Source organism: Pristimantibacillus sp. Z349TD_6 (assembly GCF_056173205.1).
In genome coordinates, this window is record NZ_CM149662.1 from 2,249,001 (window position 1) to 2,262,104 (window position 13,104).

At 42.9% G+C, this 13,104-nt stretch carries 12 protein-coding genes and 1 other annotated feature; all 12 genes read left to right on the forward strand.

Going from position 1 to position 13,104, the window contains the following annotated elements; all coding sequences use genetic code 11:
* Positions 1-34 precede the first annotated feature (34 nt).
* The 12 genes from AC0VYE_RS09700 (at position 35) to AC0VYE_RS09755 (ending at position 13,063) form a co-directional block, all read left to right on the forward strand.
* Positions 35-1,291, forward strand: a complete 1,257-nt coding sequence (locus tag AC0VYE_RS09700) for an MFS transporter (RefSeq protein ID WP_475447465.1) — start codon at positions 35-37, stop codon at positions 1,289-1,291.
* Between the two features lie 234 nt (positions 1,292-1,525).
* Positions 1,526-2,332: an ABC transporter ATP-binding protein gene (locus AC0VYE_RS09705; protein WP_475447468.1), complete on the forward strand. Its 807-nt coding sequence runs from the start codon at positions 1,526-1,528 to the stop codon at positions 2,330-2,332.
* Positions 2,333-2,341: 9 nt separating this feature from the next.
* On the forward strand, positions 2,342-4,180 hold the full coding sequence (locus tag AC0VYE_RS09710; RefSeq protein ID WP_475447470.1) for an FtsX-like permease family protein: 1,839 nt from the start codon (positions 2,342-2,344) through the stop codon (positions 4,178-4,180).
* Between the two features lie 133 nt (positions 4,181-4,313).
* Positions 4,314-4,898: a GNAT family N-acetyltransferase gene (locus AC0VYE_RS09715; RefSeq protein WP_475447472.1), complete on the forward strand. Its 585-nt coding sequence runs from the start codon at positions 4,314-4,316 to the stop codon at positions 4,896-4,898.
* A 13-nt stretch (positions 4,899-4,911) separates the two neighbouring features.
* On the forward strand, positions 4,912-5,385 hold the full coding sequence (locus AC0VYE_RS09720; RefSeq protein ID WP_475447474.1) for a GNAT family N-acetyltransferase: 474 nt from the start codon (positions 4,912-4,914) through the stop codon (positions 5,383-5,385).
* A 38-nt stretch (positions 5,386-5,423) separates the two neighbouring features.
* Complete coding sequence (locus AC0VYE_RS09725) at positions 5,424-6,887, forward strand: serine hydrolase domain-containing protein (protein ID WP_475447476.1); 1,464 nt, start codon at positions 5,424-5,426, stop codon at positions 6,885-6,887.
* Positions 6,888-7,222: 335 nt separating this feature from the next.
* Positions 7,223-7,484 (forward strand) — a binding site (T-box leader).
* A 42-nt stretch (positions 7,485-7,526) separates the two neighbouring features.
* On the forward strand, positions 7,527-9,173 hold the full coding sequence (gene metG / locus AC0VYE_RS09730) for a methionine--tRNA ligase (protein ID WP_475449505.1): 1,647 nt from the start codon (positions 7,527-7,529) through the stop codon (positions 9,171-9,173).
* Positions 9,174-9,177: 4 nt separating this feature from the next.
* Positions 9,178-9,642: an NUDIX domain-containing protein gene (locus AC0VYE_RS09735; protein WP_076270785.1), complete on the forward strand. Its 465-nt coding sequence runs from the start codon at positions 9,178-9,180 to the stop codon at positions 9,640-9,642.
* Positions 9,643-9,705: 63 nt separating this feature from the next.
* A complete protein-coding gene (locus AC0VYE_RS09740; RefSeq protein ID WP_475447478.1) occupies positions 9,706-10,092 on the forward strand; it encodes a VOC family protein in 387 nt (128 codons plus the stop codon).
* 216 nt (positions 10,093-10,308) lie between these two features.
* A complete protein-coding gene (locus tag AC0VYE_RS09745; protein WP_475447480.1) occupies positions 10,309-11,226 on the forward strand; it encodes a phosphotransferase in 918 nt (305 codons plus the stop codon).
* Between the two features lie 5 nt (positions 11,227-11,231).
* Positions 11,232-12,095 (forward strand): MerR family transcriptional regulator, encoded by an 864-nt coding sequence (locus AC0VYE_RS09750; protein WP_475447482.1) that lies wholly within the window; start codon positions 11,232-11,234, stop codon positions 12,093-12,095.
* 53 nt (positions 12,096-12,148) lie between these two features.
* Positions 12,149-13,063: an NAD-dependent epimerase/dehydratase family protein gene (locus AC0VYE_RS09755; protein WP_475447484.1), complete on the forward strand. Its 915-nt coding sequence runs from the start codon at positions 12,149-12,151 to the stop codon at positions 13,061-13,063.
* Positions 13,064-13,104 lie beyond the last annotated feature (41 nt).

Here is a 13,104-nt window from a genome sequence, read left to right on the forward strand (position 1 = left end):
CTTATCAGTTGAGAAGCTACGGGGGATGCTGCAAATGCGGACGGGGTCGAGATTTTGGAGTAAATGGAATGTAATGAAAGGTACGCCGCTTCCGCCAGAGAGCAGACTTAGCAAGGAAGCGATAACGGCTTTAATCATTCATTGTTGCTTTCAGTTTGGCGCATCGATGTCGGGTTTGTTTCTCAATTTATATTTGTGGCGGTTAACGCAGGATTTGACCGTAAACGGAATTTATAACATCATCGTTTTCATCGTAACGCCTCCGGCCTTTGCACTAGGTGGCTGGATTGCGAAGCGGCATGATCGAATGGTCACTTATCGACTAGGTATCGTCATGATTGCCATCTTTTATTTGATGGTCGTCATTGCGCAAGAGCATGTGGCTCAGTATTACATATGGTTTGCTATTTTTAATGGGATCGCCGCGGGGCTTTACTGGACTGGTTATTTAGTTATTCAATATGATGTCTCAACGGAAGCGAATCGCATACGTTTTCTTGCAATCAATATGATTTTCTTTAATGCATCCGGGCTAGCAGGGCCGGCGCTTGCGGGGTTCATTATTCAGCGAAGCGAGGGGCTACAGGGTTACATCATTATTTTCACGCTTGCCTTCATTATGTTCCTTATCGCAGCGATCGTCAGCTTCCGCATTCCGATGATCAAATCACATCACAAAGCCTATTATTTAAAATTCATGGGGCTGGTGATGCATAAGAATCGTCGCTGGCTGAAGGCATTGTACAGTTTTTTTGTATTAGGTCTATTTCAGGGAATTATGCTCTTCCTGCCCAATATTATGCTGTTTCAGACGGTTGGGCGTGAGGATTGGGTAGGTTACTTGGGTGTTTTCTTTTCTTCGCTTACGGTAGCGACGGGTTATGTCATTTCAAGAAAAGCACAGAAGGAGCAAGTACGCAAATATGTGCTCCTGTCTACAACTGGGGTAGCCATCGGTTCATCGCTGCTGCTCATTCAAGTGGAATTTTGGTCGGTTGCCTTATTTATGATTTTGTTCTCGATATGCAATCCGCTTGCCGTCAATACGCTTACTTCCTATTATTATCGCTTAATCGGTACATTGCCTCTTAAAGGGCAGCTGCGAATAGAATCCGTTGTTATGCGGGAGCTTTTTCTAAATGCGGGAAGGGTGCTTTCCATTTGCTTGCTCATTATACTTGCTAAAGATCTGCAATCTATATGGATGCCGATTGTGCTGTTTGCCATGGCGGTATTGCAATACATATCGGTATTGCTCATTAAGGAGAAGCAAAACTCGGAGCAAAATTAACGAAAAGAAGGTAGTATTAATTATCTTGGAAGAAGAGCCTCGACCGTGGGATGACATGGTTGGGGCTTTTTGGCGTGAAGTTCAGGAGCAGTCTGTTAAATCGTAAAAAAGTATTAAGATAATCTTTATGAAATCTTAACGGTTACATTAAGCTCGCTTTAGGCGTCTTCCTTATACTAAGTAGAGTGCAGGGTATCGTACAGGTACCAAGGCAGAAGGAGATGTCACTAAGCTATGACAACAAAAAATCCCGTTATTGATATAAGACAAATATCCAAAATATACGGAAGCAATAAGGCGAATCAGGTATATGCGCTGAACAATATTTCGTTCACGATGGAAGAAGGAGAGTTCATCGGCATTATGGGAGCTTCCGGTTCGGGCAAAACTACACTGCTCAACGTAATCTCGACGTTGGATAATCCAACAGAGGGTACGATTTCAATTGCTGGAACAGATATTACACGAATGAAAGCCCGTGAGCTTTCGGATTTCCGGGCGCAGCGGCTTGGGTTTATTTTTCAAGATTTTAATCTGCTCGACAATCTGACAGTCTATGAGAATATCGCACTTCCCTTGTCCTTGCAGGACGTCCCTGCTAGCGAGATCCGAATTAAAGTGCGTCAAGTTATGGACAATCTTGGTATTACAGCGCTAGCCGAACAATATCCAGCGATGATCTCAGGAGGGCAGCGGCAGCGTACAGCCGCGGCGCGCGCCATCGTTCATGAGCCTGCGTTGCTGCTGGGTGACGAGCCTACTGGCTCGCTTGATTTGAAAAATGCGGTCAGTCTGCTCGAGACGATGAAGCGCCTAAACGAGGAACAGCGAATATCGATTCTCATGGTGACTCATGACGCGTTCAGTGCAAGCTATTGCGGAAGAATTTTATTTATACAGGACGGTCAGCTTGTGAAAGAGCTGTACCGCACGGGCAGCCGTGAATCCTTTTATAAGCAAATTTTGGACGTGCTCGGCGATTATGGTTCGGCAGCTGCCGCTGCTGTATCCGATGAAACTTACGAATCGGAAAGGCAGTGAGGTGAGAACATGCTTATAAAACTAGCTTTATCCGGCATGAAAAGCAAATTCAAGGACTATATAGTACTGCTTGCTGGACTTGTCATGTCGATAGCCATCTTTTATATGTTCCAGACGATGGCGTGGAACCGCGATTTTACGGAGGCAAATGCAGTTATCAACTCAATAGGGCTCGTCTATATATTAGGCTCGGTACTGCTCTCGGCAATCACTTTTTTCTATATTATTTATGCCAACAGCTTTTTGCTGTCGCTGCGCCAGCGGGAATTTGGACTCTATCTCGTTCTGGGGGCACGCAAAAGTAAAATACGTACTTTAATGTTTATTGAGACGATTGCGCTCGGCATTATTTCACTAGCGGTTGGGCTTGGGCTCGGGTTTGGCTTATCCACGCTTGTGGGGCATCTCATGGCTAAGCAGCTTCAGACGAGTCTTATCGGTTACCATGCCGTATTTGGACCAGCCATTTTGTTTACTATTATCTTCTTTACTTGTTTATTTGGATTGTCTGCGTTATGGAATCAGCTGAAGCTTTCTCGCATGAAGGTATTGCATCTTGTCCATGGCAATATGCAAGCAGATCGGCTGTGGGGAAGCAGCCCGTGGAAAATTGTACTTAGCATCGTCGGAGCAATTGCTCTCGGGCTCGGTTACTTCTCCCTTACGTTTATGGAGCAGCTGCGGGAGATTGGATTGTATACCGCCACATTCATGACACCGCTCGGAACGTACCTTCTGTTTATGATGCTGCTCCCGCCACTTGTAGTAAGAATGAAAAAGAGGAATCAAATACGTGGAATCGGCGCCTTCACTTTCGGTCAGCTGAGCTTCCGAATTAACGGCTTAACGAAGCTGCTGGCAACAGTAGCGATGCTGATTGCACTAGGAGCTGGTGCAATTGCCGGAGGTATGGCTTTTGTGAATGATGCGAAAATTAGGGGAGAGAGCTACCGCGTTTATGACGCGATCGTGCATAACCCGAATGCGGAAGAAGCAAAGATACTCGCTTCCATTCCGTTCAAGGAGCAGTTCAAGTATCGCTACAAAATAGAGAACGAAATGGTTTATTATGCGAAAGAGGACCTCGAGAGCCAGCGGCCATTTGTTCATTCGGGGCAGAGCCGCGAGTATTGGGATGAGATAGAACAGATCAAAGGCCCTCTTCCAGCAAGCTCTGAGAGTGATGGAAATAATACGGATACGGAAGAGCTGTCCAGTCAGAAATGGAGAGGTTTCATCTGGGAGATTTCGCCACCCATAAGTGAGTTCAGGCTTGTTGACGCAGGAGACTTCGCAAAGCTTGGTGCGAAGGAACAGGTCGTTGTGATTGGAAGAACGGGCGACTTCCTCGCTTATCGGATGTCGTGGAAGGCGTTAGACCAGCTGGAAACAGAGAAATCAAATGGGGAGTACCTATCATGGAGCAAGTACAAGAACTATGAGAATGCAATAGGTATCGCTAGCGGTACAGTCTTTATGGGCTTTTTCCTTGGCATCGCCTTTCTTGCTATGATGGCGAGCTGTTTGATGTTCAAAATATTATCAGGTGCAGCGAAGGATGTTCAGCGGTATGAGATGCTCAGCAAGCTAGGGGTAAGGAGAGAGCGGTTATCGCGTTCAATCTATTACGAGCTGTTTCTCGTATTTTTATTTCCTGGCATCGTTGGGCTCGCGCATGTTCTAGTCGGTATGAACCTCTTCTCGTTTATACTAAGTGAGCCTTATTATCGCTTATGGATTCCCATTTCGTTGTTCGCGGCTATCTATGCTGCTTACTATCTATTAACCGTTCGATTGTACCAGAACATCGTGCTGTCTAAGCGGGACAAGACTGTACATTCAAGGTAACCAAAAAATGAGCTCTCAGGTTGAATGACCTGAGGGCTCATTATTTTGATAGGACATTACAAATAATTGCCTTTTTTATATTAATTTTATGTATAATAGCGCTTAATACGATTATTGATTATGGGAGGATCACATGAGAGAAATAGATTATAGTCAATATTTTTGGCAGGATGAGGAGATCAGATTACGAGCGATTCAAGACGCTGACTGGGAAGGGCATTACTACAACCGCTTTGATACGCCAGCTCGGCGCTTATTAGAGTGCACGGTTGAGCTGCCGCCTACGATTGCCGAGGCTAAAAATTTCGTTGAAACTTATGCTGATTTCTCTTCGGATAACAGGCGCATCATGTTTGCGATTGAAAATAGAAACGCTGAAAATATTGGAGGCGTAAATCTAAATAGTATCGATGAGAAAAACGGCACGTTTAGCATTGGCATACAGATCGATAGAGATCACCGAGGCAAGGGATACGGGACTAGAGCGATGAGAATTCTCTTAAAGTATGCTTTTATGGAAAGACGGCTTAATAAGTTTAATGACTATGTACTGGAAGGCAACGTAGGCTCAACAAACATGATGATCAAGCTGGGCTGCCAGCAAGAGGGTGTGCGCAGGAAAGTGATTTACACTAACGGTGAGTATAAAGATCTTATTTTATTTGGTCTAACGAAGGATGAATTTGTAGAACAGCTGAATAAAGATCGTTCTGTTTAGGTGGTTTAACAATATGAATATTCGATTGTTCGAGCACAACGACAGGCAAGATGTAATAAATATATTATCGGAGCATCCGCTGCAATTCCCAGATTTCGTTATTGAAAGATATCCGCCTCGGTGGGCGGACTTCGCCAAAGCTCCAGCGGGCAAAAGCCAATATCATGTAGCTTATAGCGATGACAATCAAATTATAGGTCATGCAGGATACCTATTTAATAATGAAGTAGGCCTTTATGAAATCGTAGGCGTAGTCGTGAAAAAGGATTTTCAACGAGCGGGCGTTGGCAAAGCTCTGCTTTCTACCATCTGCAATAAAGTAAACGAGCTGAAAGAGAAGGAAATTATTCTTTATACTTTAGGGCATCCGGGGAATGAAGATACGATAACCTTTTATCAACGGATCGGTTTTGAGGTCAGCCTGTATGAAAAGGACTATTTTAGCAGTGGTTACGATAGAGTCACGTTTATTAAACAATTGAGCTAGTAGATTCGTTGAGTATAAAAGAGTGGGTGATTGCATTCATGATTAACGATGTTGAAGGCTTGATAAGCGTTATGGAAATGGATCGACCAGAAAACAATGGTTTATCATCAAAGTCGTTGCTTGCGTTTTTCAGTCAAATCAAGCAATTAAACTTGAAGTTGAACAGCTTTATCTTGATGCAAAACGGCAAGGCTACTTCCAAGTTTTATCGTGATCCTTATCGTCCAGGCACGCCGCAGCTGTTATTCTCACTTAGCAAAAGCTTCACATCTCTCGCAATAGGCATTGCTTGTGACGAGGGCCTGTTGGATTTAAGGGACAAGGTTATCTCTTTTTTTCCTGATAAGCTGCCTCCTGCGATTTCTGACAACTTGTCTGAAATGACCATTCACCATCTGCTATCGATGAATGCTGGCCATCATGACAATATTTACGGAAGCGTTGCGGAGCAAACGGACTGGGTTAAAGCCTATTTAGCAATGGATGTAGAGCATAAGCCAGGAACCTATTACCGTTACAGTACACATTCTACCTATATGTTGTCTGCTATCCTTGAGAGAGTAACAGGTCAAAAGCTAACCGAATATTTAATGCCTCGTTTGTTTATGCCTCTAGGCATTTCATCCGCTTCTTGGGAAACCTGTCCGCTTGGCGTCGTTGCTGGGGGAATGGGACTAAGTATTCCTACTGAAGGGATAGCTAAGTTTGGGCAAATGCTGCTAGACAAAGGCATATTTAATGGCCAGCGAATCGTTTCAGAGAAATACATTTCACTCGCCACCAGCGTGCAAAGCGATACATCGCGAGACGAAGAGCGCATCGATTTTTCCCAAGGCTATGGGTATCAATTTTTTCTTTGTCGTGATGGCTGTTATATGGGAAATGGCGGGTATGGGCAGTTATGTTTTGTGTCGCCCAAACATCAGGTTGTCATTGCGGCAACATCGAGCTTCTCTTCCATGAAACAGCTTCAAACCATGCTAGATTTAGTGTATGAACATATTCTCATGCAAATAGACATGGATATCCACTTTGAAGATGGTGAACAAAAAACAGATTTAGATCAGCATCTCTTGAAAATGGCTAATCCGTTCATACCATCATTAAGTGAGCCTAGCCCTATTCGCTTAGATGATCTTCGTTTTTCATTCAGGGATAATAAACAAGGATTCACTGAGCTTCATTTTGCAGCAATCGGGAACGAATTTCAGTTTAAGTTAATTTTTGGCGAACAGAGTGTGAAGACGTATCCTTTTAACTTCAGTACCATCATTCATGCAACTGATCATTTTGTGAAAGATTTGGAAACACATGATCAGGAAGTGGTTACACAGGCTTGTTGGATAGACAGCAATCAACTATCTCTTACTTTGATCTACATAGAAACCCCGTATGTGATAACCTATTCCGTTTGCTTTTATGATCATAAAATAGAACTTAAATGTACCCATAATGTGTCATTTGGTATTGATGCGTACGAATTAATTGGTGTACAGGTTTAGTGTTGTGACAGCATAGCTATGCGCTTTAGCGTAAATTCAAAGAGGATGCCAAGCGGCGTCCTTTTTTCATACATACAGGAATAAAAAAATATAAATTTACCGAACGAAACGGAGTTTAGCGATCAATATCATATATTACACAATGTGATGTGAGTTCTTTTTGACAGCAGAAATCAATCGTCGGATTGATCAGGTATTAGGAGGCAATCTGGAGGCATTTTCCGATAGTTATAATACAATAAAGCGAGGTAGGAATAAGGAGATGTGGGCAGTAATATAATCACCTTGACTTGAAATATCATATTAAGTATAATTCCAATAAATTGAATATTCTAACAAAAGCTGCGATGAGAAAGAGTACCAAGGCGATGTCTTTTTACAGAGAGCCCCGGTTGCTGAAAAGGGGTAAAGAATAACTTTGGGAATATGGTCTCTGAGCTGCGCATCGAAACCTCATATGGTTGTAGGCTGCGCCGGAACCCGCACCCGTTACTGTGCTAGGGTATACATGCATAAGCATCGTACCTGAAGAGGTTAATGTCGCAAGGCATTAATAAAATTGGGTGGTACCGCGTGAGCACAGCTCTCGTCCCTTTGGGATGAGGGCTTTTTTGTTTGTCAAAAAAAGGAGGAATTATGATGACAAATGTGTTTATTGGCGGTGCTTGGCCCTATGCGAACGGTTCATTGCATTTGGGAAGATTGGCGAGTGTATTGCCAGGGGATGTGTTGGCACGTTATTACCGCGCAAAAGGAAATAAGGTATTGTACGTATCTGGAAGTGACTGCCACGGTACACCTGTTGCCGTGCAAGCAATTCAAGAAGGTGTTTCTCCGGGAGATATTGCAGATCGATTTCATCAGGAATTTGCCGAATGCTTTAAACAGCTTGGGTTTACGTATGATTTGTATACTCGAACAGATCAGCCATTTCATCACCAAGTCGTTCAACAGTTATTTTTGACACTTTTAGAAAAAGGACATTTATATAAAAAAACAATCCAACAAACGTATTGTGAAACAGACCAACGATTTTTACCGGATCGCTATGTTGAAGGGATTTGTCCTGTTTGCAGCAACCGTGCGAGAGGCGATCAATGTGATTTTTGTTCAACCTTGCTTGACCCAGCCGACCTGACAGACAAGACATGCAAGATTTGCGGGAATCCTCCAATTGAGCGGCCAACGGAACATTATTATCTTGCACTCTCTTCCTTCCAAGCTGAATTGACTAAGTATGCAAATAAAACAAAAGATTGGAAAGAAAATGCAGTACAATTAACGCAAAGATATCTTGCAGAGGGGCTTCAAGATCGAGCGGCGACAAGGGACTTAGATTGGGGCGTGGAGGTTCCGGTTGCAGGGTTCGAAGATAAAAAAATTTACGTCTGGATTGAAGCAGTGAGCGGATATTTATCGGCAAGCAAGCAGTGGGCTGCTGAAAAAGGCGATAGCTGGGAGGCCTTCTGGAAGGACGGAAATGAGGAAATAACCGCTTATTATGTACACGGCAAAGACAATATCCCTTTTCATACACTGATATGGCCGGCTGTACTTCTAGGCGCTGAGGATTATCATTTGCCTGATCGAATCATCTCTTGTGAATACATGACGCTGGAAGGGAAAAAGTTTTCGACAAGCAATAATTGGGCGGTTTGGGTGCCGGACATTTTGAAGCGTTATGAACCAGACTCTATTCGTTATTTTCTGATCGCAAACGGTCCAGAGAAGCGGGATACTGATTTTTCATGGCGAGAATTTATTTATAGTCACAACGGAGAGTTGCTAGGCGCATTTGGCAATCTAGTCAATCGTACGCTAGCGTTTGTAAATAAATCTTTTGAAGGAAACGTTCCTGAAAGCAAGCAGAACGCGGAATGGATGAAAGCCATTGCTTCTTTATATGTCGAGTCAGGTGCATGCATTGAAGATGGACGACTAAAGGAAGCGATTGAGTTAATTTTTGCTATTATTCGCAGAGTAAACAAATATTTTGATGAACAAAAGCCATGGATTCAGATTAAAGAAGATCGAGAGGCTTGTGCTTATTCAATAAACACTTGCGTGCAAATTATAGCGAATCTTTCTCAATTGTTGACCCCGTTTATTCCTTTCTCATGCGAGAAAATAAGAAGGTTTCTAACTCTTCCTGAGCCTAGCTGGAAGTTCATTACTGTAGCTGCTAATCAAAAAATTCAAGGTTTAGAGCTGTTGTTTGAGCGTATTGACGTTGGTCGCATTGAGGAAGAAACAAATGCGCTAAAGATTCAATCCAAAAGGGAGTGAGCCTATGAATAAGAGAATTATCGTTACTGGCGGAGCCATTATTAAAGATGAAGCTGGAAGAATATTGTTACAGAGAAGATCAGACTACGGAGATTGGGGTCTGCCTGGCGGCGGAATGGAAGCGGGAGAAAAAATTGAAGAAACGATGATAAGAGAGGTGCTGGAGGAAACGGGTCTGCATGTAACAGAATATGATTTGTATTCCATTTATACTGGTCCCAATATGCAGTATCAATATCCTGATGGCAATGAAGTTGTATTCGTCATGTTTATCTTCAACGTGGCGGTAGATCTAACAGGTAAATTAGCTGAGGATGGTAAGAATGTACTGCATACGGATAGCAATAATGAGTCGCTGCAGTTGGTTTTTACGAAGTTGGAGGATATCGACATTGAATGTATTAGCAGCGTGCAGAAGCAGCTGTTTAGTGATCTATTAAATCATAAAACGGATATTTTGCGAGGGTGATAATTGAAGGATCTTTTTGTTACAATAGTTAGAATAAATTATAAATTTTAGGAGTTGTTATTGGTGGAAAATAATAGTGTAAACTTGGTTCATTTGAAAGGACCATCATTTGTTTTTCTAGTAGCCGATTTACAAGATTCCATCCATTTTTATGAAAATATCGGATTTACTTCAGAAAATATTGGCGGACATATTCATATGAATTACGGCGATGTGACCTTTATTTTGCACGAAGCTAAAATGAAAAGTGATATTCGGCCCAATTCGTCAGTAGAAGGCGGACTTTATTTTGATGCTTTCTGCTACACGAATCCAGAGGGATTAAGACAGTTACATAAGTTGTTTATTTCAAAAGATGTGAAGATTGTGCAAGGACCGCATTGGTCAGATGGATGGAGTGAGCTCACCATTGCCGACAATAACGGTTATCGTATTGCTTTTGGCGGCTGAGCATTGTTTATTAAGTCGATGTGCCCGATCTTAAAAGCCTTGATTTGAATAATGGCATAAAGCCATGTCATTAATCGAAGTATGAGATAAATTTGAAGCGTTGAGAAATAGTTTGGGCAGTTTTTGCCTAGAGTTGACTATGAAACGTTTTTTACCTTTGAGCGAGACAGCAGTGAGGCTAAAATAAATGTATAACTTTGTTAAGGAGCTGCTGCAATGCTTAATAAAAACGAGCTTATCTCATCATTATTATTAATGGCCAAAGAATGGGGTTTAACGGATATTACGCCTCATGTGCTTAGTGAGGGTGGGAATTTAATTATTCATCTAGCTCCTTATCCCATTGTGGCAAGAATAGCGATTGTTCTCTCAGAAGCAGATGGAGAGTATGCATACAAGATACAGGATCGAGAGCTGCTTGTAGCGCGTTACCTACATTCCAAGAATGTCCCTGTGCTGCTGCCAACTAGCCTTGTTGATGCGGGTCCTCATAGCGTGGCAGATACATGGCTGACGCTGTGGGCTTATGTCCCTCCTGCAGCCTTGCAACCTCCATCACCGAAGGAAGCAGTTGATCTTATTAACAAACTTTCTAAGGCAATGAAGGACTTCGAAGGTGATGTTCCTATGCTTGGCGTCTGGGAGCGCACTTGTCAATCAGCACAAAGATTAAGACAAAACCCCGATGAACGAATACAAGCATTATTGCAGAAGTTTCATAAATGGGATGAGCAGATGCGGGAGGAGCTAGGCCTGTTAGTACCCAGTCATGGAGATGCCCATGCAGGAAACCTGATACCGAGCCCGGAGGGCTGGTTATGGATGGATTTTGAGGACATATCATTAATGCCCTACTACTGGGATTTGGCCTCCTATGTTGGCAATCTTGTTTTATTTGGTGGAACACAAGAGCCAACTTTCACATGTATGCTGAATCATTCTGATATTGTTTCTGACAAAAAGACTTTTGGTTTTGCAGTTTCTGCACGCATATTGATGTCTACCTTAGGCAATCTGGATTTTGCTCTCGCAGGGCATGGTGATCTGGAGTTTGCAACGAAACAACTTGAATTAGCTGAACCCATTTTGCAGCAGATAGATTTATTAACAGGCGAGACTCTCAAAGGGGAATAGATTCGATGAGCAACGATCAATTCTACTCTATAGGCCAAGCGGCAAAGATATGTAATATCGCTGTTCAAACACTGCGCTTTTACGACAAGATCGGCTTGGTCATACCCAGCCATACGGATAAATCCACTGGTTATCGGTATTACTCCAATTACGAACTTCTTTATATTAAAATCGTCCAAGACATGAAAACATTGCAATTTTCGCTTGATGAAATAAAAGCTGCTTTAAAAGATGGAAGCTTAAGCAGTTTAGTAGAGAAGCTTGAATTAAAACGAAGAAACACGATTACTGAAATAGAACAATTAGAGCAGCTTGTACAATTAATAGGAAAGAGATCGGAACAAATCAATTATTTGCTGGATTTAGGCGATGAGCTTAAAAACCTTGATGTGTTAGTGGAATTAAAACATTTGCCGGAGCGGCTTATCCTATCTGATCGCAGCAGATCAGCGTGCGGGATGGAAGCATCGGTTGTGAAGTTTACACGATTATTTCAGCAGGCGGAAGCAAACGGATTAATTCCGAAGCAATTGATGACGATTTACCATGAAAATATTTTGACATTTGATCGAGAGGATTCTGATTTGGAGTTTTGTATTTCTACTGACACTATTGGTGCTCACGCTCTTAAAGGTTATGGCCGAATCATCCCTGAAGGCGAGTATATTACAGCTCTTTATTGCGGAATTCCGAACGCCGAATCGTGCAAACGGATTTACAGCAAGCTGCTCGCGTGGATGGAGAAGCATAACTACATCGAAGCGGGTCCATCGATTGAGCTGTATTTGGTTGATATGGCTCAAATGATGAAGCCGGAGGAGTTTATTGTGGAGCTTCAAGTTTCTGTTCGAAAAGCGTTGACCCTATAGTTACTATAGGGTTTATATTGTTTTTATTCGCCAAATGGGGAGGAAAAAACAATATGAATGTGATTTTCGGAACGGGTCCGCTGGGCATGGCCGTCATGAGGGAGCTTGTTGCTCTTGGAGAACCTGTCAAAATGGTTAGTTTGAGCGGGAAAGCGACTGTACCTTCCGGGGTGAGTGTAAAGCAAGCGAACGTAATGAATGAGGATGAGACAAAGGCCATAATGAAACATGCAAAGGTTGTCTTTCAGTGTGCGCAGCCGCCATATCAGAAGTGGCATGAGTTGTTTTTGCCTTTTCAGGAGCATATCATATCGGGAGCTATAGCTGCAGGAGCGAAGCTTGTCGTTGCCGAAAATGTATATATGTATGGGCAGGTTAATGGGAGCATGCATGAAGGATTACCGTACACAGCCGTGACTAAGAAGGGGAAAGTACGCGCAGACATGTCTAATCGTCTGCTGCAGCTCTATCAAGAGGGGATGCTGCAGGTGACGATGGGACGGGGAGCGGATTTTTTTGGACCGAATGTTCACCATTCTTCTGTTGGTTCACGGTTGTTCAAGCCGATAGTGAAAGGTAAAGCATGCACGGTTATGGGGAATCCGGATAAGAAGCATACGTATACGTTTATCGATGATTTTGGGAAAGCGCTCGTTGTGTTAAGTCAACATGAAGATGCATATGGCCGCGCCTGGCATGTTCCGAACGATGCTGCGGTTACAACAAGAGAATTTATTGAAACAGCTTATCGACTTGCTGGATTCCCTGCAAACATTCAAACCATGGGGAAAGCGATGCTTCGAATAGGGGGATTGTTTATACCGGCAGCGAGAGAAAGCATCGAAATGCTGTACCAGTTCGAAAATGATTTTATTATTGACAGCAGTCTATTTTCAGAGAGGTTTGGCTTGAAGGCTACGCCCATAGAGGAAGCTATAGCAAAAACATTGGAATCGACGGTAGTGTAGAGGTTATGCAGGCGTGATTACAGGGCGTAAGGCCTGCTAAT